The sequence below is a fragment of the Porphyrobacter sp. GA68 genome (assembly GCF_022605525.1).
GTDB lineage: Bacteria > Pseudomonadota > Alphaproteobacteria > Sphingomonadales > Sphingomonadaceae > Qipengyuania_B.
Genome location: NZ_JAKQYJ010000001.1, coordinates 268,521 through 294,392, shown reverse-complemented (window position 1 = coordinate 294,392; position 25,872 = coordinate 268,521). Strand labels below are relative to the sequence as shown.

The 25,872-nt window shown below is 65.3% G+C and carries 21 protein-coding genes; 10 read left to right on the top strand and 11 right to left on the bottom strand.

Annotated features, from left to right (window positions below):
* The first annotated feature begins 26 nt into the window (after window positions 1-26).
* Window positions 27-1,829 (top strand): long-chain fatty acid--CoA ligase, encoded by a 1,803-nt coding sequence (locus LHJ54_RS01425; protein ID WP_228241919.1) that lies wholly within the window; start codon window positions 27-29, stop codon window positions 1,827-1,829.
* Window positions 1,830-1,921: 92 nt separating this feature from the next.
* On the opposite strand, the gene LHJ54_RS01420 is transcribed toward LHJ54_RS01425, so the two are convergent.
* The 4 genes from LHJ54_RS01420 to LHJ54_RS01405 form a co-directional block, all read right to left on the bottom strand.
* Entirely contained in the window at window positions 1,922-2,449 is a 528-nt protein-coding gene (locus LHJ54_RS01420) for a hypothetical protein (RefSeq protein WP_228241917.1), read from the bottom strand.
* A gap of 195 nt (window positions 2,450-2,644) precedes the next feature.
* On the bottom strand, window positions 2,645-3,427 hold the full coding sequence (locus LHJ54_RS01415; RefSeq protein WP_228241915.1) for a bifunctional sulfur carrier protein/thiazole synthase protein: 783 nt from the start codon (window positions 3,425-3,427) through the stop codon (window positions 2,645-2,647).
* A gap of 3 nt (window positions 3,428-3,430) precedes the next feature.
* Entirely contained in the window at window positions 3,431-3,640 is a 210-nt protein-coding gene (gene thiS, locus LHJ54_RS12745) for a sulfur carrier protein ThiS (protein ID WP_228241913.1), read from the bottom strand.
* A 16-nt stretch (window positions 3,641-3,656) separates the two neighbouring features.
* Window positions 3,657-4,028, bottom strand: coding sequence for a MerC domain-containing protein (locus LHJ54_RS01405; RefSeq protein WP_228241910.1), 372 nt, complete (start codon window positions 4,026-4,028; stop codon window positions 3,657-3,659).
* Window positions 4,029-4,134: 106 nt separating this feature from the next.
* Between LHJ54_RS01405 and LHJ54_RS01400 the strand changes: the two genes are divergently transcribed.
* Both LHJ54_RS01400 and cutA read left to right on the top strand, forming a co-directional pair.
* Window positions 4,135-5,226: a COX15/CtaA family protein gene (locus LHJ54_RS01400; protein WP_228241907.1), complete on the top strand. Its 1,092-nt coding sequence runs from the start codon at window positions 4,135-4,137 to the stop codon at window positions 5,224-5,226.
* Window positions 5,223-5,534, top strand: a complete 312-nt coding sequence (cutA, locus tag LHJ54_RS01395; RefSeq protein WP_228241903.1) for a divalent-cation tolerance protein CutA — start codon at window positions 5,223-5,225, stop codon at window positions 5,532-5,534. Before LHJ54_RS01400 ends, cutA begins: the two co-directional genes overlap by 4 nt.
* A gap of 91 nt (window positions 5,535-5,625) precedes the next feature.
* Here the strand turns inward: cutA and LHJ54_RS01390 are convergent, their stop codons facing one another.
* The 4 genes from LHJ54_RS01390 to LHJ54_RS01375 all read right to left on the bottom strand — a co-directional run bounded on the left by LHJ54_RS01390 (window position 5,626) and on the right by LHJ54_RS01375 (window position 13,465).
* Window positions 5,626-5,817: a hypothetical protein gene (locus tag LHJ54_RS01390; RefSeq protein ID WP_228241901.1), complete on the bottom strand. Its 192-nt coding sequence runs from the start codon at window positions 5,815-5,817 to the stop codon at window positions 5,626-5,628.
* Entirely contained in the window at window positions 5,817-10,055 is a 4,239-nt protein-coding gene (locus tag LHJ54_RS01385) for a translocation/assembly module TamB domain-containing protein (RefSeq protein ID WP_228241899.1), read from the bottom strand. The genes LHJ54_RS01390 and LHJ54_RS01385 overlap by 1 nt, the downstream gene beginning before the upstream one ends.
* On the bottom strand, window positions 10,055-12,337 hold the full coding sequence (locus LHJ54_RS01380) for an autotransporter assembly complex family protein (protein WP_228241897.1): 2,283 nt from the start codon (window positions 12,335-12,337) through the stop codon (window positions 10,055-10,057). Before LHJ54_RS01380 ends, LHJ54_RS01385 begins: the two co-directional genes overlap by 1 nt.
* Before the next feature lie 132 nt (window positions 12,338-12,469).
* Window positions 12,470-13,465 carry a sensor histidine kinase gene (locus LHJ54_RS01375; RefSeq protein ID WP_228241896.1) on the bottom strand — a complete coding sequence of 332 codons (996 nt, stop codon included), beginning with the start codon at window positions 13,463-13,465 and terminating at the stop codon, window positions 12,470-12,472.
* A 176-nt stretch (window positions 13,466-13,641) separates the two neighbouring features.
* On the opposite strand from LHJ54_RS01375, the gene LHJ54_RS01370 reads away from it, so the two are divergent.
* The 3 genes from LHJ54_RS01370 to LHJ54_RS01360 are packed head-to-tail and all read left to right on the top strand — an operon-like array spanning window position 13,642 to window position 17,128.
* Entirely contained in the window at window positions 13,642-14,508 is an 867-nt protein-coding gene (locus LHJ54_RS01370) for an ROK family protein (RefSeq protein ID WP_228241894.1), read from the top strand.
* Window positions 14,505-16,088 (top strand): alpha-amylase family glycosyl hydrolase, encoded by a 1,584-nt coding sequence (locus LHJ54_RS01365; RefSeq protein ID WP_228241892.1) that lies wholly within the window; start codon window positions 14,505-14,507, stop codon window positions 16,086-16,088. Before LHJ54_RS01370 ends, LHJ54_RS01365 begins: the two co-directional genes overlap by 4 nt.
* Complete coding sequence (locus tag LHJ54_RS01360) at window positions 16,085-17,128, top strand: glycosyltransferase family 4 protein (protein ID WP_228241890.1); 1,044 nt, start codon at window positions 16,085-16,087, stop codon at window positions 17,126-17,128. The genes LHJ54_RS01365 and LHJ54_RS01360 overlap by 4 nt, the downstream gene beginning before the upstream one ends.
* 201 nt (window positions 17,129-17,329) lie before the next feature.
* Here LHJ54_RS01360 and LHJ54_RS01355 read toward each other — a convergent pair whose 3' ends face one another.
* Both LHJ54_RS01355 and LHJ54_RS01350 read right to left on the bottom strand, forming a co-directional pair.
* Window positions 17,330-18,109 (bottom strand): SDR family NAD(P)-dependent oxidoreductase, encoded by a 780-nt coding sequence (locus LHJ54_RS01355; protein ID WP_228241888.1) that lies wholly within the window; start codon window positions 18,107-18,109, stop codon window positions 17,330-17,332.
* 145 nt (window positions 18,110-18,254) lie between these two features.
* Window positions 18,255-20,393, bottom strand: a complete 2,139-nt coding sequence (locus LHJ54_RS01350) for a M13 family metallopeptidase (protein WP_228241887.1) — start codon at window positions 20,391-20,393, stop codon at window positions 18,255-18,257.
* A 177-nt stretch (window positions 20,394-20,570) separates the two neighbouring features.
* Between LHJ54_RS01350 and LHJ54_RS01345 the strand changes: the two genes are divergently transcribed.
* Entirely contained in the window at window positions 20,571-21,587 is a 1,017-nt protein-coding gene (locus LHJ54_RS01345) for a diacylglycerol kinase family protein (protein ID WP_228241886.1), read from the top strand.
* The gene (locus LHJ54_RS01340) at window positions 21,584-22,501 is read left to right on the top strand and encodes a hypothetical protein (protein WP_228241885.1); all 918 of its coding nucleotides are present in this window, start codon (window positions 21,584-21,586) and stop codon (window positions 22,499-22,501) included. The genes LHJ54_RS01345 and LHJ54_RS01340 overlap by 4 nt, the downstream gene beginning before the upstream one ends.
* Here LHJ54_RS01340 and LHJ54_RS01335 read toward each other — a convergent pair.
* Window positions 22,489-22,989, bottom strand: coding sequence for a DUF2141 domain-containing protein (locus LHJ54_RS01335; protein WP_228241884.1), 501 nt, complete (start codon window positions 22,987-22,989; stop codon window positions 22,489-22,491). The two genes, LHJ54_RS01340 and LHJ54_RS01335, sit on opposite strands and share 13 nt — an antisense overlap.
* A 283-nt stretch (window positions 22,990-23,272) precedes the next feature.
* Here LHJ54_RS01335 and rpe point away from each other — a divergent pair, with 283 nt between their 5' ends.
* Both rpe and LHJ54_RS01325 read left to right on the top strand, forming a co-directional pair.
* Window positions 23,273-23,956, top strand: coding sequence for a ribulose-phosphate 3-epimerase (rpe, locus tag LHJ54_RS01330; protein WP_228241881.1), 684 nt, complete (start codon window positions 23,273-23,275; stop codon window positions 23,954-23,956).
* A gap of 26 nt (window positions 23,957-23,982) precedes the next feature.
* Window positions 23,983-25,872: a heparinase II/III family protein gene (locus LHJ54_RS01325; protein WP_228241880.1), complete on the top strand. Its 1,890-nt coding sequence runs from the start codon at window positions 23,983-23,985 to the stop codon at window positions 25,870-25,872.

Here is a 25,872-nt window from a genome sequence, read left to right as displayed (position 1 = left end):
TGCAACAACAAAACAGAGGATACCGGATGCTCGCTGACATCGACAGCGCCACCAATCTTGTCGAACTGTTCCTGCGTCGCGCGGACTCCAACCGCGACCGGCCCTTCCTGGGCCGCAAGGTTGCGGGTGCGTGGCGCACGATCAGCTGGGGCGAGGCGGCGGATCAGGTCTGTCTGCTGGCGGAAAACCTGCGCCGGATTGGTCTCGACAAGGGGGATCGGGTCGCACTGGTGAGTGAAAACCGGCCCGAATGGTGCATCGCCGACCTTGGCATCATGGCGGCCGGCTGCATTACCGTGCCCGCCTATATCACGAACACGGAACGCGATCACCAGCACATCCTCGACAATTCGGGCGCACGCGCGGTGATCGTCTCCAACGACAAGCTGGCGCAGCCGCTCATCCCGGCAATCATGCGCACCGGCCTGGTTGAACACATCATCCCGATAGATCAGGTTCGCGCTTATCAAAGCGGCAATCTGCGCTGCCACGGCTGGTCGCAGATGACCGGTGAAGGCGATCCGGCCGCCGCCCGCGCGGCAGTTGACCAGCGGATCGCCGGGATCGAGCGAACCGACACCGCCTGCATCATCTACACCAGCGGCACCGGCGGCGCGCCGCGCGGCGTGCTGCAACACCATGGCATGATCCTGTGCAATATCGCGGGCGCGGCCGAGATCGTTGCGGAGGATTTTGGTGTCGGGGACGACCGGTTCCTGTCGTTCCTGCCGCTGTCGCATGCATATGAGCATACCGGGGGGCAGCATCTGCCCATCGCGCTTCGCGCCGAGATTTTCTACGCCGAGGGGTTGGAAAAACTCGCCACCAACATCGAGGAAGTGCGTCCCACCGTCATGGTGGTCGTGCCCCGATTGTTCGAGGTGCTGCGAACGCGGATCATCAAGCAGGTGGAAAAGCAGGGCGGCGCGGCGCTGCGCCTGATGAACGAGGCCGTAGCCCTGGGCCAGCGTCGGGCGGAAGGGCGGTATCGCCTGGGCGACAAGACGTTGAACTTCGTGCTGGAAAAGCTGCTCCGGCCCAAAATTCGGGCCAAGTTCGGCGGCCGGATGAAAGCGCTCGTGTCAGGCGGCGCGCCGCTCAATCCGGATGTCGGGGTGTTTTTCCAGGCAATGGGCCTGACCATGCTGCAAGGTTATGGGCAGACCGAGAGCGGTCCGCTTATCTCGTGCAACCGTCCCGCGCGCGGGATCGCAATGAACTCCGTGGGCGCGCCGCTGCGCGGCGTAGAGGTGCGGATTGCGGAGGATGGCGAAATCCTCTGCCGGGGTGAACTGGTGATGGAGGGCTACTGGCAAGCCCCTGCCGAGAGTGCGCGAGCGTTGCAGAACGGATGGCTGCACACCGGCGATATCGGCTACCTAGACGACAAGGGCCGCATCGTCATTACCGACCGCAAGAAGGACATGATCGTCAACGACAAGGGCGATAATGTCGCGCCGCAGAAGCTGGAAGGCATGCTGACGCTGCAGCCAGAGATTGGTCAGGCGATGGTCGCAGGCGACCGACGGCCCTACGTCGTTGGGTTGATCGTTCCCGATGTCGAATGGATGGCCGAATGGGCAGCGGAGCATGGCAAGTCGGCCGATCTGGCGATCCTGAAGGAGGATGCCGCGTTCCGTTCAGCGGTGCGCTCGGCCGTCGACCGGGTGAACGCCGATCTTTCGGTGACGGAAAAGGTACGCGGTTTCGCCTTTGCCGATGAACCATTCGGGATCGACAACGAGGAAATGACCCCCTCCATGAAGATCCGCCGGCACAAGATCAGGGAGCGTTACGGAGCGCGCCTGGACGCCTTGTACCGTGCGTGAAGCGCGGTGCCGCCGTGCCTGAGAACCGCTAGTTGCAGACGGGTCTGCCTAACGACTCTGTTTCGCGCAAACCCAGTTCACACGCCCGTTGATCATGCTGCCTGCGCGTCCGCCACGTCCGGCAGGAAGCGTGGCTCGCGCAGTGACCAGCCCGGAGCGGTGGCGGCGGCTTCGCTGAGGGACTGCAGCAGGATCTTGCGCCGGCCGCAGCGGATCTGGGGCAGGGCGGCGGCCGCGCAGAAGGCGGGCGGGAGCCATGGGCGTACTTCGGCACCCAGCAAGCGTTCGTACAGGAACCGCAAGGCCGAAAAACTTTCGATCTGCTCCTGGCCCAGATCGAAGGCAATCATGGTTACCAGTCGGACGAAAAAATCTTCGGCACCGGCCAGACTATCCGCGTTTGGAACGCATCCCCGCAGGGCGCGCAGGTTTTGATATGCGATGTAGTGGCGGCGCAGGGCAAGGCCGTCCCCTTCTTCCACCGCCCAGGTCCTGAATGCGTCGCGGCGGGCCAGTCCAATGTCGAGCGCACGGCTGATATAACGCTGTTCCGCATCTTCGAATCCGGCGAATTCGCGCAGTTCGGCAACGATCACGGATGCCGTGCGGGTGGTGGTCATGTGGCGGTGTCCCTTCCCTGTCCTTGAAGAAAGAGTGTCGCGCAAGATAGTTAACGGGCCGTAATCAAGGAGATGAATAAATGCCCGATGTTCGGATGCCGGATCCGCCGAAGGGCTGCCTACTCGTTCAGATCAGCCCGGAAAGCGGGCTGCACCCCTTTCTAGATCAGCCCGGCAAGCGGGCTGCACCATGTTCTAGATCAGCCCGGCAAGCGGGCTGCTGGGGTCCGCGTACTTTCGGGTGGCCATACGTCCCGCCAGATAGGCGTCACGGCCGGCCTCCACAGCGAGGCGCATGGCCCGCGCCATGCGGATCGGATCCTGTGCTTCTGCGATCGCGGTGTTCATCAGCACACCGTCGCAGCCAAGTTCCATCGCAATGGCCGCGTCGGACGCGGTGCCGACGCCGGCATCTACCAGCACGGGTACGCTCGCGCCTTCCACAATCAGCCGGATTGTCACGCGATTCTGGATGCCGAGGCCGGAGCCGATCGGCGCGCCAAGCGGCATGATGGCGACCGCGCCGGCATCCTCCAACTGTTTCGCGGCGATCGGATCGTCCACGCAATACACCATTGGGTGAAAGCCTTCGTTTGCCAGCACCTCCGTCGCACGCAAGGTCTCGCGCATATCCGGGTACAGCGTCTTCGCCTCGCCCAGCACTTCCAGCTTCACGAGATCCCAGCCTCCCGCCTCTCGCGCCAGGCGCAAGGTGCGGATCGCCTCGTCGGCAGTGAAGCAGCCGGCTGTGTTGGGAAGGTATGTGACACGGCGGGGATCAATAAAGTCGGTCAGCATCGGCTGCTTGGGGTCGCTGACATTCACGCGGCGCACTGCGACGGTCACGATCTCCGCCCCGCTCGCGTCCAGTGCGGCCGCGTTCTGCGCGAAATCCTTGTATTTGCCGGTCCCCACGATCAGGCGCGAGCGGAAAGTGCGTCCGGCAACGCTCCAGCTGTCGTCTTGTCGGTCCGTCACCAGTCAGCCCCCGCCCACGAAATGAACTATCTCCAGCCGGTCGCCTTCGGACAAAGCATGGCCGGCGAGGTCGGAACGCGGGGCGATGGCGCCGTTGTGCTCGACCGCAACCTTTGCCGGATCGAGCTCTAGCTCTTGCACCAGCGCGGCGATGTTGCTGGCCGCGGTGTGGCGAGTATCGCCGTTGACGATTATAGTGATGGGAGCGGTCATTCCCGCCAGATAACCTTCAATGCGCAGTGCGCAAGTTCAGCACGTGGCCCAGGCCAACAAAGCAGACGCCGATGATCGTCAATACGGCTTCGTACATGCCATGAGGTGCCGCAAGTGCGCCGCCCATGAAGGTCAGTCCCATCATAGCGACTACAAAAGGCGCGCGGCGCCGGTGCTGCACCGCGCCCCAGCCGATGGCAACTCCTGCGATAAGCGCCGCCAGCAACAGACCAACCTTGTGAATTGATGGTTCTAGCAGGAACTGTGCGCCAAACCCGATCCCCGAGACGACCAGAATAGTGGCTGCGCAATGGGCTGCGCATAATCCGGAAAGGACCATGCCCGCCCGGTCAAGTCGCTGCCGCAAGAAGTTGGGTGCCGTCGCCATTTGAGCCAGCCATATATGTGATGGTGTAACATCTGGCAAGCGCTGCCAATGGCGAAAGGTTCCGCCTGCTCTTGAAAATGCCTCAGTGCCGGCACAACAAAGACACATGAGCAGTATCAGCCGGACGCCAGGCGCGCTCCTTTCCACCGGACCCGCCACTAGCACCGCTGCCCGCCCGGCGGCTATCGCCGTGTGGCTGTTCCTGGTCGCCGCTCTGGTCGTCGTAATGGTATCTGTCGGCGGGATAACCCGGCTCACGGAATCCGGCCTCTCGATCACGAGATGGCAGCCGATTACCGGCATTCTGCCTCCTTTGACGGAGGCGCAGTGGGAGGCAGAGTTCGCCCGTTATCGCCTGACGGGCGAATACATCAACGAGTCCGGTCCAGCGGGCATGGACCTGGCTGCCTTCAAGTTCATCTTTTTCTGGGAGTGGTTTCACCGCCTGCTCGGCCGGGTGATCGGCCTTGCCTACGCGCTGCCCCTTGCCTGGTTCTGGGTAAAGGGCGCCATTCCGGCCGGGTACAAACCTCGCCTGGTTGGCCTGCTTGCGCTTGGCGGCCTGCAAGGCGTGTTCGGCTGGCTGATGGTGCGTTCGGGCCTGAACGAAACAATGACCGATGTGAGCCATTTCTGGCTGTCGGTCCATCTTCTCACTGCGTTCCTGACCCTGGCGTTGCTGGTGTGGACCGCCCTCGACATGCGCGCGCTCGACCGGAACCGTGCGGCGCGTCCGGCGCGAATGACAGCTACGGCCACTTGGGTCGGAGCCGTGCTGTTCCTCCAGCTTCTGCTGGGAGCATGGGTGGCGGGCCTTAACGCGGGCCATGCCGCTTATGACTGGCCATTGATGAACGGTCGGCTGGTTCCGGAACTGCAATGGAGCGACGGGTTCTGGTGGACGTTGACCCACGATCCTTTCCTGCTCCACTTCCTGCACCGCTGGTGGGCCTGGGCGGCGGTGGCGGCGCTGGTCGTGCTGGCGTTGCGGGTTCGCCAGCTTGACCGGCGCGCTTCAGTGGCGGTGCATGCGGTGCTGGGCACACAGATCCTGCTGGGCATTGCAACGGTGATGAGCGGCGTGGCGCTGTGGTTGGCGGTAGCGCATCAGGTGGTTGGCGCTTTGCTGGTGGCCGCGGTTGCCTGGGCTGCGCATGTGCATGGACGGGTGCGTGCCAATTTTGAGGCAGCGCCATGAGCGCGGTGATCTGGTGCCCCTTTCCCGACGAGAGCAGCGCGCGCCAGGTGGCTACCCGATTGCTGGATGATCGCCTGATCGCCTGCGCCAACTTTGTGACTGTCACATCTCTTTTTGACTGGGACGGTGAACGTGGAGAAAGCCAGGAAGTTGCGGTGCTGTTCAAGACGGATGCCGCTTTGCTGGAACAGGCCGTTGCCGCAACGGAAGCGGCGCATCCCTACGATACCCCCGCCGTGTTGGGTTGGCGGTGCGACGTGGCGGGTCAGAGTACAGCGCGCTGGCTGGGCGATCTGGTGCCGCGCTAGCCGGTGATCTTCCCGGTTTCCGAGGCTTTACGTATCCAGGCGCGCGCCAGTGCCGCCGGCGTGACCCTCTGATCCTGCCAACAGCAGTTTTTCAGTTAGGCGCGTCAGATCCATCGGAGGGCGAGGCGGGCGCCGTCTGCGCAAGGTTCCGGTCCAGTTCGCGCGACTTGTCGCCGATCCGCTTCTGCGTTTGCGCATAGCGTTCGTCGAACGTCGGCTCTTCCTTGCAACCCGCTGTGAGCAGCGCGATGGCGAGCGCCATGCAGAGCCACATGCCGCGCATTAATAATTCCGCCGGTATTGTACGTTGAGGTTGGTCGCACCCGACCCGCCCGCCTGGCTGAGGATCGAAAGTGCAGGGGTGAGGCTGATCTCAAGCTGAGTGGCGGTAAAGCCACGCGCGTCGGTGATGAACTCGATATAGATATCATCGGTGATGTACTGCCCCGCCGCCAGCGCGGTGCCGCGGCCGAGCCTTTCGTCCGCACCCAGAATCCGCAGACGGTCGATGCCGACCGCCGAACGCAGTGCACCCAGCGGATTAAGCCCCCCGCCCGACCCCCGCAGACTGTTCAAGGAAGCGGCGAGCTGTACCGCCTGGATCGCCGACAGATTGGCGACCGACGAGCCGAACAGGATGCGGGACACGATCTCGTCTTGCGGCAGTCCGGGCGTGCTGGTGAACGCAATCTGCGGATTCAAGGCGCGTCCGGTGACGTTCACATTGACGGTGATGCCCTCAATGTCCTCGGTTGCGACGATCCGGATGGTGGGGTTGGTCTGCGCCCCGCCGGTAAAGGCGACCAGGCCGTCGGTCAGTTCGAACGAGCGGCCCGCAAAGCCCAGGGTACCGCGGATCAGGCTAGCCTCGCCCACGATCCGCGGGTCGGCGCTGGTGCCGCGCAGGCGCAGGTTCGCCTCCCACTCCGATTCCAGCCCCATGCCTGACACGTACAGGCGTTCCGGCGCGCGGATGCCCAGGTCGAGCCGCAGGAGGTCGAACAGGCCGGGTGTCTGTTCCGCCGGTTCGTTGCCGGTGATCCGTACCGGTCCGCGCGGTGGCTTGAACCGCACCCCGGTCAGCACTGGCACTTCCGAGGCAGCTTGCCGCGTCAGCTCATAGCGTGTTTCCGGCAGGCGCAGTTCGCCCGAGACCAGAGCGGTTTCCCCGGCCTGCTTCGTCACACGGAACGAACCGGTGGCGGTGGCGTCGATCGGATTGCCTCGCGCCACCCTGGCATTGTCCAGTTCGACCGCGAGATTGATGGGATAGCCTTGCGCGGCGGACAGGCTGATGAACCCCTGCGCGCTGGCGGTGCCGTTGCCGGCACGCGCGGTTGCCTGATCGATCAGCAGCCGGTCGTCGGTGAAGCGTCCCTGCAGCGCCAGATTGGTCAGCTGCGTGCCGTAGCTGAGGTTTCGATAGGTCAGATTGTTCGCGCGCACGATCCCGTTCAGCTCGGGATTTGCCACCCGTCCGGTGAAATCGGCTGCGACGCCGATGGGGCCGGACAGCTGCTGGTCGGCGATGCCGGCAAAGGAAAACAGGGTGTCGGCCGGGCCGTTATAGCGGATGCCGCCGCCAAGCGGTGCCGCCAGCAGGCGTTCCGTCCATGGCCCGGCTCCCGGACCCAGCGGGCGGAGCGAGGCAACCATGCGGCCGACAACAGCACCGCGCTGGCGCAGCACAGCGCGCGCCTCTCCTCCGTCCGGGAGCAGCTTGCCGACGAATGTGATGTCGACCGGCTGGCTGACCAGAGCAGCGGTGGTGCGCCGGAAATCGTCAATGGTCAGGCGCGCGTCGGCGCGCGGAAAGGCGTCCGGACTGGGTTGGTCGAAATCAAGGCTGCCAGTAGCGCGCCCGCCAACCCCCAATCCGGCGACGAACGCATTGGCAAGCGCCAGGTCGATGTTTTCCAGCCGGCTCTGTACCCGCAAACCGCTGCCATAGGTGCCGGCCAGGCGGATGTTGCCACCCCCAACGTCAATGCGGGTGGGGAGCAGCTGGTAATCGTCGCCCGGCACGATGCGGGCGGGAGTGGCGGTACGGAAGGCTATGCCTCGTGCGCGGCCGTCCAGCGCCACGCGCCACAGGTCGGGCAAAAGCTGCGCATTGGCGGCGACGCGGAACGGCACTCCGCCCGTTCCTTCTGCAAGAACACGCGCGGTGCCAGCGCCATCGCGGTAATCGACCAGAGCGCGCGCGGCATTGAAATAGACCCCGCTGATCGTGGAGCGGTAGAGCTGTACATCGGCCACGACATAGGGTCGTTCGTACAGGATGACCCGCGCGTCCACTGCCGCCGTGCCGATGGCGAGGTTTGCCGGTGCCGGGAAAGTAGTGCCTTCGGCGCGCAGGTTGACCAGCGCCTGCTGGAATCGACCCTCTGCATCCAGCCGGACGATGCCGTTGACGCCGCGCCCGTTGGCCCTCAACTGGCCGGCAAAAGGTCCGGCGGCGGTCTGCTGCACCGAACCGGCAAAGTCGATGCCCGCAAGGTTGGCGCTAGTGATATCGAGCGAAAGTCGCGGTCCCGTGCCAAGCACCACATCGGCGGTCAACGGGCCGTAATCGGTATCGCCAACCGCGTTCAGGCGATAACCGCCCGCCGCGCCGGTGATCCTTGCTTCCAGATTGGCAAGACCTATGCCCAGATCAGGCCGTTCCGCCGTCACGAAAGCGTTGGGATTGGCGAGGGTTCCGGCGACCCGGACGCCGACGCGCCCATATGCGTTGGTCACGCCCTGCGCGTTCAGCGCAAGCCGCCCGTCAGGGTTGTAGAACCCGCTGCCCCCGGTGATCCGCACCGCGGGCGCGCGCAACGTCAGTCCACTGAAACGCACGATCCCGTCGCTGCCATAGCGGACATTGGCGGCTGCCACCGCCTGTCCGCCGAGGAAATCGCGCACACTGTCGTTAAACAGCCGGGTCGACCGCGCCTGCACCCGCCCGGCCAGGGCAAAGCCGCCGCCGGCGGTTGTTTCGAGATCTATGTCGGTGTTGAAGTTCAGGATCCCGACCGATTCGAGCCGGTAGTTGTCGATCCGTCCGTCGATTGCGGCGGCGTACAGGCCCGCGGAGGTATCGGCGGCCAGCACCAGCCCGGCGTCGATCCGGTCGGAGCGGATGCGCAGATTGTCCGACAGGATGCGGGGTCCGTCGATCGCCAGATCGCCTGCGACCCGCACGTTGACCAGTGTTCCGCCCGCCACCGTGTCGAGGCCGGTGATCCGCGCAATCTGCGCGGTGACGGGGATGAATATCTGGTCCGTGCGCACTTCCGCTGCACCGCTGGCGCGCAGGTTCTGAAACCCGACGTCATTCACCAGCAGCCGATTGGCGTTCAGCGCATACCGCACCCGCGGGGTTGCGAAATCTCCGTTCAGGACCAGCTGTCCTCGCAGACCGCTGCCTGACAGGTTCTCGGCCAGAGCGGAGGGGCGCAGCAGGACAAATCCGACGCGCAGGTCCCGTGTCGTGTTGTTCGACAGATCGACCAGGCCGTTGGCGTTGACCCGCAGTGCGTCGCTGGCAAAGGTGCCGGCAAGGTCCACCCGCCGCTCCGCCATGGAACCGGTGAGGTCCACCGCCAGCACCGGGCCGAGCAACTGCGCCGTTGGGCCATCGAACAACCGCGCCACCTGTGTCGGGCCGCTGATCCGCACGGTTCCGTCGCGGGCCGCGAGGTCGAGGCGGGCGAAGCTTTCTCCGCCCAAGTCGGCCAGCAGCCGGCCGTCCCAGGCGGCCCAGTCTCCGCGCCCATTGACCCGCACGTCCAGCGCCTCGTCCAGTCCGGCGAGCGCGACTATGACGCCATCGGCCGGAGCGTTCAGCACGAGGTCCAAGGCAAGCCGGTTCTCGTCCGGCACCGCGTCCAGCACCATGTTCAGCCGGTCGCCACCGGCCAATCCGCCGCCGTCCAAGGTGCGCGCAGCCAGGTTAACCTGTGCTCGGCGATCGGCGATCCGCGCATTCCCGCCCAAGGTCAGGACCCGCCGTTCACCCGTAACCGGTGCTTCCGCGACGAGGCGGGTGACGTGCAGGCGTCCGATCTCAATATCGAGGTCGGGCAGCAGCGGATCCTCTGACGGAGGCGTTTCCGCCAATTCGGGCAGCCGCTCCAGCGTAACCAGCTGCGCTGTCACCGACCGCACATCGACCCGGTTGCGCAGATAGGCGAACGGCCGCCAGTCGACGGCAATCTGCGGTGATGTGGCAAAAACGCCCTGCGGGTCGGACAGCGCAACGTCGCGCAGCACCATCTCGCCATAGATTGAGCCAGTGATGCGTCCCACATCGATCTGCAGCCCGTTTTCGAATTCGAGCGCGGCGATGCGGTCGGCGATGAATCGTTTGCCAGGCGCGGTGTTGAGTCCCAGGAACACGGCAGCGACCAGCAGCACCAGGCCGAGCAGAGCAAGGCCGACCCATTTCAGCACCGTCCAGCCCCAGGCGCGGCGCGGCGTGTTCTCCGCCTCCAGCGGCTCTTCGGTTGCCGTCACAGGCGCTTCCTCGGCCATCAGAACGCCTGGCCGATCGACACGTAAACGTTGATGAGGCTGTCGCCTTCACGCCGGTTCAGCGGAGTGGCGACGTCAATCCGGAACGGGCCGAAGTTGGTGTAATACCGCGCGCCGATGCCGGCCCCGTACTGGAGGTTGTTGAAGCGCGGAGTGGTCGCGGTATAGCTTTGACCTGCATCGACAAAGGCGACCACGCCGAAGTCGCCGAAGCGGTAACGCACCTCGATAGCCGCCTCGTTGAGGCTGCGTCCGCCAATCGGGCGGAAGATGAACGGTTCTTCGTCATTGTCGTCGTCCGCAGGGTCGAAGTCAGGGTTGGGCAGGGCGACACGCGGCCCCAGCTGCTGAAAGCCATAACCGCGTACCGAGCCGCCGCCTCCTGCGTAGAGGCGGCGTGACGGGGCGATGTCGAATCGCTCGGCACCTTGTATCGTCCCCAGCCGAACGCGCCCGGCAATGACCAGCGCGTCCGTTGCCGGAAAGTAGGCCGAACCTTCGATTTGCGCCCGCACATAAGGCGAGAAGTTGCCTTGCAACGAACCTTCCGGCTGGATCAGCGTGACCAGGCGGTAGCCCCTTGTGGGATCGAGCAGGCTGTCGGTCTGGTCAAAACCGGCCTGGCCGCGCAGTCCGCCGATAAAGAACGTGCGCCGGTTCAACTGTCCGGTGTCGAAGTTGAAGTCCTGTTCGTTCGTGGCGACGATCTCCGCACCATAGGCATAGGTGAACGGTTTCTGCCATATCGGCGTCGAATCGCGGCTCCACAGGACCGACAGGCGGCCGGTGTAAGCGTCAAACGCGTCGAAGTTGGAATACAGCGCCTGTGCCTGCGCTTGGAACGTGCGGTCGCGCTGACCGGCGTTTGACCGGCGGAAGGTGACGGCAAGGCCCTGTTCCAGGGTGCCGGCAACACCGCTGACGATCAGCGCCCCTTCGGGCGGGAACAGGTTGCGGTGTGTCCAGCTGCCTTCAACCCGGAACCCTTGCCCCGTCCCGTACCCGGCGCTGGCCGCGAGGGTGCGCGGCGGCCCGGCGTTCTGGTCCACGACGATTGTAGCATATTGTGCTTCGCCGCCTGGCACTTCCTCCCCGGACGCGACCGGCTGCACCGTCACGGTCGAAAACAGTCCGGTGGCGACGAGCGCCTGGCGCAGGTCGTCAACCAGCCGGCTGTTATATTCCTGACCGTGCCGGAACCGCGCCAGCGTGCGGACATGATCTGCATCAAAAGCAAGGTCGCCCGTCACCTCGATGCCATCAAACACGGAGTACGGACCGGTCTCAATGGGCAGGCGGTAATCGCCCGTGCCCGTTTCAGGGTCGAGCAGAATGTCGCGCTGCCCCACCTCGACGAAGGGATAACCGCGTTGCGACAGGGCGACCGCGACTTCTGCCTCCGCCGCGATGACACGACCGGCGACAATGGGATCGCCCACTTGCAGGGCCAGCGTATCTTCGATGAGGTTAGGCTGCCGCGTTGGCGCTGCGGCCACATCGATGCTGCCGAAAGAGTAGCGTTCGCCCGGCACCACGTCGATCACCGCCACCAGGGAACCGTTTTCGCCCTGCTCGATGCGGGTCTGGACATCTGCCGCGAACCAGCCTTCGGATGCGAGAATGCGACCCAGCAGGACGCTGTCTTCCGTCAATCGGGCCGTGAGCTGCGCAGTGTTGTCAACTTCACCGGTTTCGTTGAGCGTCGCCAGATCGTCGAACAGCGCGAGCAGGTCCGCGCCCGCTTCTGCGTCGACTTCCGCAAGGCCGTTGATGCGCAGAGCATAGGCGATGTCAGGCAGTTCGTCGACTTCGGCACCTTGCGCGAACTCTACCGGAGCAACGTCGAACTCGTTCAGCGGCGGCAGCGGTGCGATCAACTCGGCATCACGGATCGGCGCGTCGCCGATCTCTTCCACCGGATCGCCATCCGCCAGCGCCGGTATCCCAAGCGGCGGGGCGGCCCCCGCTGCGGGATCGGCACCGGCCTGTTCGGCCGCGATGCGCCGTTCGAACTCGGCGATGGATTCCAGCGGCGCGTCCAGCGCATCCTCGTCCGGCGGAGGCAGATCGGGAACCGCGTCTTCAAGCTCCTCCAGACTGATGATCGGCTCTATCTCAGGCAGCGCCGCGTCTGGCGGTGGTTGCGGGATCGGCAGTGCAGGCTGCTCGCGAAGCGGCGTCTCCGGCTCTTCGGTCTCCTGCGCATAAAGAGGTGACGCCAGCATCGCCAGCGTCAGCGCCGTGGCGCTGCGCACACAAACAGCGGGAGATAGCCACCTCATCACGACTGTTTCGCAACAGTGCTGCCGGACAGCAAGTCGAATTGAAGATGCCCGATCAACTTGCTTTGCCGCCGTGCCATTTTGCCAACAACTCATGCCTTTGCGGCGCGATGCCTGGTGCCTGCAAAGCCGTCAGTCGGCATTTTCCGGGAGCCGAAGTTCCAGCAGCAGACCGCTGGGACGCAATTCCCGTTTCAGCCGCGCTTTCAAGGTGGCGGCACAATGGTTCAGCAGCGTGGTGCCAAACCCCGCTTCCGAACCGATTTCCTGTTCTTCGCGAGCTTGGCGGGCAAGTTCATGATCGGCTGTCTCGTCCCAGCGGAACAGGACGATGCCATCATCCATCCGGTCTATTGTCACCACCAGATGACCGTCGGGGCAGTTCAGCGCCCCGTACTTCGCGGCGTTGGTTGCCAGTTCGTAAGTCAGCATGGCGAAGGCGGACAGTTGACCAAGCGGCAGGCTCGCGGTCGCCCTCTCGTCGATGACCACCCGTTCGGCATTCGCGGCCAACCAAGGAGCCACCGCCATGCGCACGATCTGTGCCAGCCGCGCGCTGTCCTGATGTTCAAGCTGGGCGGCCGTGGTGCTCATCCGATGGGCATCCGCCATCGCCCGCAGCTGGGCGGTCAGCGTATCGGTGAAGCTCGTGAGTGAGGTGGCGGAGCGGGAGCCCAGCCGGACCAGCGCCAGCATCACGCTGTAGGCGTTCTTTACCCGGTGATCCATCTCCTTGGCCAGAATGGACAGCCGTTCTTCCTCTGCCTTGCGGGCGGTAATATCCCAGTTGACCCCGACCAGCAGGATTTCACCGTCTTCACTGTGGGTCAGTCTGCCGCGCCCTGCGAACCAACACCAGTCATCACCATGTCGCACCCTGAAATCGGCGCGGAATTCTTCTCCGTGGTCGCGGGATCGGGCAATCGCCTCTTCCAGCCGGAATTGGTCCTCGATGTGCACATGTTCCAGAAAGTCGGAGATCGGCCGGGGTGCGTCGCTTTGCGGAATGCCGAAGATGCGGCACACCGCGTCGTCGCCGGCGGCGGTGTTCCGCGTCAGTGACGCGACCCAGCTGCCCATGTGCCCGGCTTCGAGAGCAAGGCGCGCCCGCATGTCTGCGTTCGCCATCAGCGTTTGCTGTGTCAAAGAAAAACCCCTGCTCCCGTGTAACAGGCTGTTCTATAAGGCCTTCGCAAACATCGTGCCACTATTTTCTTGCCGCGCTTTCTTTTCTGCCGTCAGGATGCGTGGCAAGGGATCAGGCAAACGACCCCATTGATGCAAAACGGGAGGATGGGAGACGGATGTTTGGCGGGATCGAAGCGGGTGGCACCAAATTCGTGCTGGCAATCGGTGCCGCCGCCGACAACATCGAGGCGCAGGCGACCATCGCGACCCGCGCGCCGGAGGAAACTCTGGCGGAGGCGGCGGACTGGTTTTCCGCGTCAGGCGTCCAACTTGCTGCCATCGGCATCGCCTCCTTCGGTCCGGTCCAGCTCGACCGTTCGGCACCTGATTGGGGCCACATCACCAGCACCACCAAGCCGGGGTGGAGCGGGTGCGACATAGCCGGGTACTTCGCCAAGCGTTTCGCCGTCCCCGTGCGTTTCGATACGGACGTGAACGGCGCAGCACTGGCGGAGTACAATTTTGGCGCAGGCCATGATGCCGATTCGCTCGCTTATGTCACCGTCGGCACCGGCATCGGCGGCGGGATCGTTTATGGCGGACAGGTAGTCCACGGCGCAGGACATCCTGAACTTGGCCACCTGTACCCCAAGCGACCGGCGCAGGACGATGGCTTTCTTGGCAACTGCACCTTTCATGGCGACTGCCTGGAAGGGTTGGCGAGCGGCCCGGCCATCATGCGGCGGTGGGGTCGCGCCCTGTCCGACCTGCCCCCTGCGCACCCGGCCCATGCGTTGGTGGCGGAATATCTGGCGCAGACCTGCCACAGCCTGTTCGCGGCCACTGCGGTCGAACGGATCGTGTTGGGCGGCGGAGTCATGGAAACGCCGGGCCTGCTCGACCGCATCGCGTTTCGCACCAGAGCGCTGGGGCGCAATTACTTGCCGGGCAGGGAGAAGCAAAGCGTTGTCGCCCCTGCGCTCAATCCGGTCAGCGGCCTGGTGGGCGCGATGATCCTGGCCGAAGAGGCGCTGGCCGGATGAACGCAGCGGCGGATGCAGCCTGGTGGCAGCGCGGGGTGATCTACCAGATCTACCCCCGCTCATTCCAGGACAGCAACGGCAGCGGGGTAGGCGATCTGGCAGGGATCGAAAGGCGCCTCGACTATCTTCGGGATCTCGGAGTGGACGCTCTTTGGCTTTCGCCGATCTTCACCTCCCCAATGGCGGATTTCGGATATGACGTAGCGGATTATTGCGCCATCGACCCGTTGTTCGGGAACCTGGCGGCGTTCGACCGACTGCTGGCGGCCGCTCACCGGCGCGGGTTGAAGCTGTTGCTCGACTTCGTGCCCAACCATTCTTCCGACCAGCATCCGTGGTTTGTAGAAAGCCGGTCAAGCCGCGACAATCCCAAGCGCGACTGGTACATCTGGCGTGATGCGGCACCCGGCGGCGGTCCGCCGAACAACTGGATCAGCGACTTCGGCGGCTCTGCCTGGCAGTGGGACGGCGTCACGGGGCAGTATTATCTGCACGCCTTCCTGCCCGAGCAGCCGGACCTCAACTGGCGCAATCCGGGAGTCAGGGCGGCAATGATGGACGTGCTGCGGTTCTGGCTGGATCGCGGGGTGGACGGTTTCCGGGTCGACGTGCTGTGGCACATCGTCAAGGCGGACGGCATGCCGGACAATCCGGTAAACGATGGCTGGCGGCGCGGCGATAACGAACGTGACCGTGTCCACCAGGTTCACTCCACCGATCAGCCCGAAGCGCACGCGATCGCCGCTGAAATGCGGGCCATGGCAGATCAATACGGAGCGCAGACGGGGCGTGAGCGGGTGCTGATCGGCGAGATATATCTGCCGTTCGACCGGCTGTCGCGCTGGTACGGCACGCCAGATCGGCCGGGGGTGCATCTGCCTTTCAACTTCGCTCTCGCGCTGAGCCGGTGGGATGCGGATGGCGTCGGGCGGTTGATCGCGGAGTACGAGGCGTCGCTGCCGGCGTGGGGCTGGCCAAACTGGGTGCTGAGCAACCATGACGTGCCGCGGATCGCTGCGCGGCTCGGTGATCGGCAGGCGCGGGTCGCGGCCATGCTGCTGCTGACGCTGCGCGGCACGCCGACGCTGTATTATGGTGACGAATTGGCCATCGGCGAGGTCGCCATACCACCCGACCGGGTGCGCGACCCGCGAGAGGCGCGCCAGCCCGGCATCGGACTTGGCCGCGATCCGTCGCGTACGCCGATGGCATGGGACGCATCGCCCAATGCCGGGTTCTCCTCGGCCGAACCGTGGCTTCCGCTGCACCCTGACTGGCGGGATCGCAATGTGGCGGCGCAGTCCGGCAATCCCGCTTCCATGCTCAGCCTCCACCGGCAGCTGCTTGTGCTTAGGCGGCGGGAGGAGGCGCTGACCCTCGGCGCCCTTGAACTGCTCGATGCGCCGCAGGGCGTGGTGGCCTTTGCACGAACAGGCGACGGACGCCGGGTGACTGTCATGCTCAATCTGACAAGCAGGGATGTATCGCTGGACTGGACCGGCCAGCCGCTGCTCTCCACGCACGGCGAGTGCGCGCAACGCGGCGTGCTGCGCGCTGACGAAGGATTGATTGTCGCATGAAGGTCGCCATGCTCGCTCCGATAGCCTGGCGTACGCCGCCGCGCCATTATGGCCCGTGGGAGCTCGTTACCAGCCTGCTGACGGAGGAATTGGTGCGGCAGGGTGTCGACGTTACCCTGTTCGCCACAGCCGACAGCGTCACCGCGGCGAAGCTGGAGGCGGTTGTGCCGGCGCCTTACAGCGAAGACCCCACGGTGGACGCAAAGGTGTGGGAGCTGCGCCACCTGGCGCACCTGTTTGATCGAGCCGGCGAATTCGACCTGATCCACAACCAGGCGGATTTCCCGGCGCATGCGTTTTCGCGGCTGGTGCAGACGCCGGTGGTGACGACGATACATGGCTTTTCGTCGGACCGTATCCTGCCGATGTACGCGCCCTATGCGGACCGGGTGCATTTCGTCGCCATCAGCGCGGCCGACCGCCACCCCGCGCTCCCCTATGCCGCTACAATCCACCACGGCATCCGGATGGAAGAGTTCGCGTTTGATGCCAGGGGCAGCGAAGGCCTGCTCTATTTCGGACGCATTCACCCGGACAAGGGCGCAGCGGAGGCGATCGCCGTGGCCAAGGCATGCGGGCGCCGCCTCAATCTTTACGGCATCGTGCAGGATCAGGACTATTTCGAGCGGGAGGTGAAGCCAAGCTGCGACGGGCAGCAGATCGTCTTCCATGGCCCGGTGGGCGGTAGCGAGCGGGTCCGCGCGCTCGGAGGGGCGAGGGCGCTCCTCCACCTCATCAATTTTGACGAACCCTTCGGTCTTTCCGTCGCCGAGGCTATGGCCTGCGGCACACCGGTCATCGCGGTGCGGCGCGGCTCCATGGCGGAACTGATCGACGACGGCGTGACGGGCTTTCTGGTCAACAACGCCGACGATGCGGTCGCTGCGGTGGAACGGGCAGGGCAGCTCGATCGGCAACAGGTGCGCGAGGAGGCGGTGCGCCGTTTCTCCGTCGCGCGCATGGCGGCGGAGTATCGGCGCCTCTACCACGCGATAGTTGCCGAGGGTCTGCAACCGGGGGAACAGCTTCCCGCCGCCTGATGCGAGCTGTTCCCGCGAACGTTCTGGCGGGCCTGGGCACGGTGCCGCGTACTTCAGCGCCTCGGAGGTGCCGCCGGAAAAGGTCCGCTGGTCGGTTCCCGGAACCGGCTGAACGTCCGCCGCCCTTCGAAGTCACTGCGATCCGGTGGTAAACCGGCGGGTGGGAGTTGTATTGCTCCGCCGGGGCTCCAGGCTGTGACGCTACGCGCCCTGACCCATCAGCAGGGACAAGCCGCCGTCGATGACGACTTCGGCGCCGGTCATGTAGCGCGCTGCCGGCGAGGCGAGAAACAGGGCCAGTTGGGCGACCTCCTCGGGCTCTGCCGCGCGTTTGAGCGGGATGTTCTGCGTCAGCGACCGGCGATACGCCTCATCGTCCATCGCCTCTGCGTTCATGGGGGTCAGGACCATGCCCGGCGCGATGGCGTTCACCGTGATGCCCGCCTCCGCCAGTTCGAGCGCCATGCACTGCGTCAGGTTGCGCTGCCCGCCCTTGGCCGCGCAGTACGCCGCGCCGCCCGCGCGCATGGCGTAGGAATGGATAGAGGTGATGTTGATGATCGTGCCGGTTCGCCCGGCTGCCCTGAGATCGCGGGCAAACCGCCTTGAGGTGAGAAACGATCCGGTAAGATCGGCCCGCACGAGAGAGTCCCAGGTGGCCAGATCCATGTCCACCACAGCTTTTTCATCCAGGTTGACGCCGGCCGAGTTGATAAGAATGTTGGGCACGCCGAGTTGGTCCCGCACGGTGTCGAAGGCTTCCTCGACCGACGGCTCGCTGGTCACGTCACAGGGAATCGCCGCTGCGCGCCGCCCGTGTGCGCGAACGGCGGCGGCTACCGCCTCGCCTTCATCCTCGTCCCGGTGGTAGAAGATCGCAACGTCAGCGCCCGCAGCGCCGAGTGTCACAGCGCACGACCTGCCGATGCCTGAACTGCCGCCACTTATGGCAGTGATGCAATTCTCGAGTGTGTACGACATGATGGCTCCTGTGCGGGAATAAAGCCTGTTCCCGCACAATCGGCCAGCCAAACCGCCTGTTCCGCATCACACTCGCCCGTACCGCAAGCAGTGTGCGCGCCGCGCCATGGGAGACAGGCGGCGCGCGTTTAACGGCGCGACAAGATTACCAGATCCTCACCCGCTGCTCCGGCGGCAGGTACAGCGCGTCATCCGGCGTTACGTTGAACGCTTCGTACCAAGCGTCCATGTTGCGCACGACACCATTCACGCGGAACTCTTCCAGGCTGTGCGGCCCCGTCTTGAGCCGCTGCCGGGCGTTCTCCTCCCGCTGCATGGATCGCCACACCTGCGCCCAGGCGAGGAAGAACCGCTGATCGCCGGTCAGGCCGTCGATGACCGGCACGTCCTGTCCGGCGGTGGCGATCTTGTAGGCCCGCCATGCCAGCGACAGTCCCCCGACGTCGCCGATGTTCTCGCCCAGCGACAGCCGCCCGTTAAGGCAGGTCGCACCGTCGTCGAACGGGCAGAACGCGTTGTACTGCGCGACCAGCGCATCACCCAGCTTGTCGAACGCAGCCCGGTCGGCGTCGGTCCACCAGTTGCGCAGCATTCCGGTGCCGTCGGACTTCGAACCCTGGTCGTCGAACCCGTGGCCGATCTCGTGGCCGATCACACCGCCAATCGCACCGTAATTGACCGCCGGATCGGCCGTCATGCCGAAAAACGGCTGCTGCAAGATAGCGGCCGGGAAAACGATCTCGTTCTTGGTCGAGTTGTAATAAGCGTTGACCGTCTGGGGCAGCATGAACCATTCGGTACGGTCGATTGGTCCGCCCAGCTTCGCCAGATCGTCCTGCCAGCTCCAGCGCGCGGCAGCCATCCGGTTGCCGACCGGATTGCCCGGCGCGATCTCCAGCCCCTCGTATGTCTCGAGGTTGTCGCGATAGCCGATCTTGGGATCGAATGTCGCCAGCTTGGCCAGGGCTTCAGGCTTTGTCGCCGGGCTCATCCAGTCGATTTCGCGGATGCTTTGTTCCATCGCCGCACGGATGTTGGCGACCAGTTCGTCCATCGCGGCCTTGTTCTCCGCCGGAAAATGCCGCTCGACGTAAAGGCGGCCCAGCTTTTCGCCGAGCAGTCCCTCGACCTCGCTGATGCCACGCTTCCACCGGGGGCGCTGTTCCTGCTGCCCCGTGAGGGTGCGGCCGTAGAACTCGAAATTCGCCTTGTCGATGCGCGTCGGCAGGACTGCGGCATTCGCGCGCAGAAGTTCCTTGGCAGTCCACGCCTGCAGCGTGGCGAGAGGGGTCTGCGCCAGCAGCTCGAACATGCCGGGCACGCCGGCGCCGATTTTGCCGAGGGTTTCCTGCGTCAGACCGAACTCGGCCACCTCTTCCGGGGTGGGCGGAACCAGGCCGACCACAAAGCGATCGGTTTGCGCCACCCCCGCGCTGGCCAGCAGCGCCTGCAGCGGGAAGTCTCCCGCCAGAGCCTGCAGTTCGCCCGGAGTTTTGGCGTTATAGGTCAGGTTGCGGTCGCGCCGCGTCGCGCGGTCCCAGCTGAGGGTGCGGGCGATCCGGTCCTCCAGCGCGTAAACGGCCGCTGCTGCGCCTTGCGGATCGGCATAGCCGGCCTCTTCCAACATGAAGGCCAGGTACTCGCGATACTTGTCCTGGATGTTCCGGCCGCGCTCCGACGTGTCGAGATAGAAGTCGCGATCCGGCAGACCCAGCCCGCCCATGTCGAACCCGACGGAGTAGCGGGTCGGCTCCTTCGCATCGACGCTGACGAAGCTGTACAGCGGCGCGGGAAAGCCGGTTTCACCCCACAGGCTCGCCAGATCCGTCAGCGACTGTACGCCGGTGACGCGGTTGAGGTACGGCTGGACCGGTGCCAGACCAGCCGCATCTATCGCGGCTGTGTCCATGAATGCCTCATACCCATCAAGGATGCGCCGGTCGGATGCGGACAAGGTGTCGCGCCGGCTTTGCATGTCCGTGATGATCGCCTGCACATCCGCCGTCGCCTTTTCGCGCAGGACGTCAAAGGCGCCGAACCTGGCGAACTCTGCGGGCAGCGGGTTGGCCTCGATCCACTTCTGGTTGACGTAGGCGAAGAAATCATCGCCTGGATCGATGTCCTGGTTCAGCAGGGTGGGATCGACGCCCCAGGTGCCGAACGTCATGGTGGGGACCGGGGTTTCGCCGGCAGGCTGTGCGGCAGGCGGGGTGGCTTGCGCCGCTAAAGGTGTGGCCAGGCCGAGAGCGAGCACGGATGCGGCGGCAAAAAAGGTCTTCGGCAAGTTCGATCACTCCTGCTGAACTGACAAGCGATTGTTGCAAAGGATCCTTAGCGCGGCACGCTGAATGCACCATGACGTTTGTCGAGCGGGGTGGCAGGCTGGTCGAGAGGCGCTTGCCACATATTGAGGCTGGGCAAGCCACCCTGCCGGGCCTAAGCCGGATCGCGGATGAAACGGATGGAGGACGACCCAAACCCTGCGCACCCGCCCGGCGGGCAACATTCTGGCGAATGGACCGGCACAGCCATATCAGCCGGATGGCGCGTACGCGTCATCCGTAACCCGCGCAGCCATCGCAATGCCCGGGCCGGTGTATTCACCCCGCCAGCCGGAGTGGAGGTGATCGAGCCGCAGCAGCGCGGCGACACGGTCGAGGCGCTGCGCTACTGCCGAACGGCGGGTACCGATTGCCTGATCATCGACGGGGGCGATGGCACCGTGCGTGACGTGCTGTCCGCCGGGCTGGCAATCTTCGGAGACGACTGGCCTGTGCTGGGCATCCTTCCGCGGGGCAAGACCAATGCGCTGGCGGCCGACCTGGGCGTTCCCGAACGTTGGCAGATCACCGATTGCGCTGCCAGTGCCGCAAATGGCCGAACCAGCATGCGCCGCCCGCTGGTCTTGACACGGGACGGGTCGCGGCAGGCGCCGTTCGCCGGTTTTCTGGTGGGTGCGGGTTCGTTTGCACGCGGGATCGAAGCTGCGCAGGAAGCGCATCGGATGGGCATTTTCGGCGGGCTGGCGGTTGGCGCGACGCTCGCCTGGGTGGTGGCGCAGATCGTCTTTGGCGGCGCGCGCAATCCATGGCGGCGCGGACCGGACATGGAATTGGAGTTGCTGCCTTCGGGCGAGCGGCTGCCCCATGCCGATCACGGTGCGGAAGCCGCTCGCCGCAGCCTGTTCGTTGCGACCACGCTGCACCGTCTGCCTATGGGCATCAAACCCTTCGGAGCGGAGCGAGACGGGCTGAAACTGCTGGCTGTCGACCGCGCTCACCGGCGCACCTATGCCGCCGCTCCGCTGATTTTGGCCGGCTATCTGCCCGACTGGCTGCGCCGGATGGGCGTGCATCAGCGCGACGCCGACGGGCTGCGCCTGAGGCTGGCCGAACGCTTCATCCTCGATGGCGAGTTCCTGGAAGCAGGCGTCTGGCGCATCGAACAGGGTCCGGCGCTGCGCTTCGCCGTGCCGTGACGCAGCCATTGCGAACCTTCGTTGCCGCGATGTTGCGGCGGCCGGTGCATCCCGATGTCGCCGCCTTTGCCCGGCGGATCGCACAGGACGCGGGTGCGCAAGCGGTGCTGTTCTACGGCTCCAACCTGCGCACCGGTTCCCTTGATGGTGTGCTCGATTTCTACGTCCTGCTGCCGGGTCCACAGGGCGAACGGGTCTGGCCGCGCATTGGCTATCGCGAGTTTCGCGGAAGCGGCGGCACCATGCTGCGAGCCAAGACCGCGACTCTCAGCCTGGTGCAGTTTGCCCGCGCCGCAAGCGGAGATACGCTCGATACCACGATCTGGACCCGGTTCGTGCAGCCAAGCGCGCTGATCTGGACAGACACTCATGCAGCCGAGGCAGCGGTCATCGACGCGGTGGCGGACGCGGCGCGCCGGGCCGCAACGCTCGCGGCGGCCCTGGGACCGGTGGAGGGTCAGGGCGAGGAGTACTGGCGCGCCCTGTTTCAGGCGACCTATCGGGCCGAGTTCCGGGTCGAAGCGCCGGGGCGGGAAAACTCCATCCTGTCAGCGCACGGGGCGCATTTCTCCGCCATCCTGCCGCTGGCGTGGCAGGCGGCCGGCGTGGGTTTCGCCAGCATCGGCGAAAATCGTTACCGCGTGAACGTCTCTGATCACAGACGCGCGGCGGTTCTGCGCTGGTGGCGGGTGCGCCGCCGGGCGGGCAGGCCACTCAACATCCTGCGGCTGGTCAAGGCCGCCGGCACATTCGACGGCGCAGCCGACTACGCCGCTTGGAAGGTTCGACGGCACACCGGCATCGCGCTGGACGTCACGCCTTTCCGGCGCCGGCATCCGGTTCTCTCCATGCCGGGTGCGGCGTTGGAACTGTGGCGCAAGAAACGCCGCGCCGCGGCGGATCAGCGAAAGTAGCGCATCTGGACCGTCATTGGGATCGGCGCGTTGCCGACCTGGAACCGGGTTCTGGTATAGCTTGGCCGACCCATGTTCAGCACGTTTATCGAAGGGTTGTTGGACATGGCACCGCCGTCCTGCCTCAGATCCGTCCGGCCATTCCCGTTGACATCATGCCGCACGGCGATGGCGTAGGTGCCGGGGCCGGGCAGGGGAACGCACACCCGCATCGTCCCGGCTCTGGCGGGCAGTTCGGTCCGGGTCAGCCACTTGCCCGACGCAAGCCATTCCTCGCTGGTCCCGCGGTAGGACTGCACCCGGACCGTGCCGGTGCCTTGCGAGATGTTGTTGATCGTCAGCATTACGCCCGCGCCCTGGCCGGCGGCGCAGCGCGACAGGTCGTTACGCACGACCTGGTTGTATTGCGCGGCGACCGGTGTCGCCGGTAGTGCCAGCGCACTCGCGGCAAGGCCGATCCCGGTCAGGATCTTGAAGGTAGTTCGCATCAAAGAAGCCCCGTATTACCTAAAGCGCCACAACAAGGGTGACAGCGTTTTCGGTTCAGCTTTCTCACATCGGCGCTGAACTATCGCTTAACTCGCCGTGATCGGCCTGCTCCACATCGGCACAGCGCGGGCGCGTTGTGCTGGCCGGACCATTGTAATGTTGATAAGCTAGCCGTTAACCAAAGCTGCCAGCCTCTTGCCCTAGCGTTCTGCCGGCATGGGCGTTAGAGCGGGGGCCGCAACCGATCATTGACCCCAATCTTTTCAGGTGCCCGGTAGCCCGATGAGCCGACCGCTGATCTCCCCTTCCATACTGTCCGCCGACTTTGCGCGGCTGGGCGAAGAGGTACGCGCCATCGACGATGGCGGTGCCGACTGGATCCACATTGACGTGATGGACGGGCATTTCGTGCCGAATATCACCATCGGCCCCGCCGTGGTGAAGGCGCTGCGCCCGCACACTGCCAAGCCGTTCGACGTTCACCTGATGATCGCCCCCGTCGATGCCTACCTGCAGGCGTTTGCCGACGCCGGGGCGGACATCATCACCGTTCATCCCGAGGCCGGGCCGCACATCCACCGCACGGTGCAGGCGATCAAGGCGCTGGGCAAACAGGCTGGCGTGTCGCTCAACCCGGGCACTCCGGCAAAGATGCTCGATTACCTCATCGACGAGATCGACCTTGTTCTGGTGATGAGTGTCAATCCGGGTTTCGGGGGGCAGAGCTTCCTCTCCTCGCAATTGAAGAAGATCGAGGCGGTCCGGCGGATGATCGACAAGACCGGCCGCGACATTCGCCTGGAGGTGGATGGCGGCGTGACGCCGGAAACGGCGCGCGCCTGCGTGGCAGCAGGCGCCGATGTGCTGGTCGCGGGTTCAGCCGTCTTCAGGGGCGGGGCGGCGGCCTATCGAGCAAACATAGAAGCGTTACGAGAACACGGGGCCGCAAGATTGGCGGCTGAATAAACCGGTCAAACGGGGCGGAGACGAAGTTGAACGACACGAGGTTAGCACCAGGCAAGCAGAAGCGCGTCAGGGGTGAGGTGCCGGTGCAATCCGCTCTGCCGCTGCATCGTCGCGACACCGGCAAGCATCTTATCACATCCACCGATGAGCAGCCTTCTGCCGAGTTCGTCGAACCGGGCAGCGTGCCGCTGGAGCCAGCGCGGTCGCTGACGGTATCCGACATTTCCGCCCCCCAGACCAGCCCGCTGGACCTGCTGGTCCGCGCGGCTTATCGCTGGGGTGTGCCCGGCCATCTGCTGGCTGCGCCGTTCAGCAAGCCGGCCGCGCCCCGCCTGCTGGCGCAAGTGGCGACGCCGCTGTCCGGCGACCGCGCAACAGGTGTGGCGCTGCGGGCCGGCTATTTCCAAGTGCATGGCCTCAAGGCGCCGGTGGACCAGCTGGATATGGGGCCGACAGCCCGCCTGTCGCCGCCGTTCCGCCGCATGGTGCACGGCTTTTCCTGGCTACGCGACCTGTCGAGCTGCGCTGCCCGCGAACAGTGCGTGCAACCCGCCCAGGCCCTGTTCAGCGCCTGGATCCACGCCAATCCCGACACCGGCAAAGGGGCGGCGTGGGATGTGGAACTGACCGGCCATCGCCTGCTCGCCTGGCTGATGCATGCGCCGCTCCTGCTCACGGGATCGGACACTTCGCTGCGCGCGGTGTTGCTGGAGGAGGTGGAGCGGACTGCTGCGTGGCTCGACCGCCATGTCCGGTCGGCCGAGGACAAGCTGGGCGAGGTCGCAGGTTGGTGCGCCATAACTGCCGCCGGCCTGTTGCTGTCCGAGGGCCGCCCGCGCCGCCTGTATGGCGAAGCCGGCCTGTTCCGTGCCCTGGGCGAGCTGGTCAGCGAGGATGGCGGGGTGCTGTCGCGCAGCCCCGTGGCGCAGATGGATACGATCGCGCTCCTGGTGGACCTGCGCGCCTGTTACCAGGCGGTGGAATGCGACGTGCCGCCGGCGCTCGAAACAATGCTTGCCCTGCTGGTGCCGCCCCTGCTTGCTTTGCGGCATGGGGACGGCGGGTTGGGTAGCTGGCAGGGCGGTCACGCGGTTTCCGCAGAGCGCCTCGGCAAGCTGATCGAGGCGAGCGGGGTGCGCACCCGCCCGCTAAAGGACAGCCGCGAATGGGGCTATCAGCGGGTGCAGGCGCGTGGCACCGTGTTGCAGTTCGACGCGGCCCCGCCGCCCAAGCCGAAGCACGCCCGCTTTGGCTGTGCCTCGACACTGGCGTTTGAGCTGTCGGCGGGCCCGCACCGGTTGATCGTCAACTGCGGCGGGGCTGCGGTGGCCGGGGGCAACACGCCTGTCCGCATCGAGCAGGGTTTGCGAGCCACGGCGGCGCATTCCACGCTGGTGCTGGATGATGCGAACTCGACCGCCGTGCTCATCAAAGGGCAGATCGGCAAGGGTGTGGAGCAAGTCGCCATCCGGCGCGGCTTGGTTCAGCAAAAGGGCGGCGGCGCGGTGCAGCTGGAAGCCAGCCATGACGGTTACGCATCGCGGTTCGGTCTCCTGCACCAGCGGACGCTGACTCTGCGCGACGACGGCACGGAATTGCGCGGGGAGGATGTCCTGCTGCCGACCACTCGCAAGGGCAAGCGTGGCAAGATCGGCCTCGCGATCCGCTTTCATCTTGGCCCCATGATCGAGGCCACGCTGAGCGATGATCTGCGCGGTGCGAGCCTTGCCTGCCCCGACGGCAGCCTGTGGCAGTTCAGGGTCGGGGGCCTCGCCGAGGAAGTCGAGCTCGACCTTGAGGAAAGCCTGTGGGTCGACGGGCAGGGTCGCCCCCGCGCTACGCACCAGCTGGTCATCACCGGCATGACATCGCGCAGCGGTGGCGTCTTTCCCTGGCTGTTCAAGAAGATGATCTGA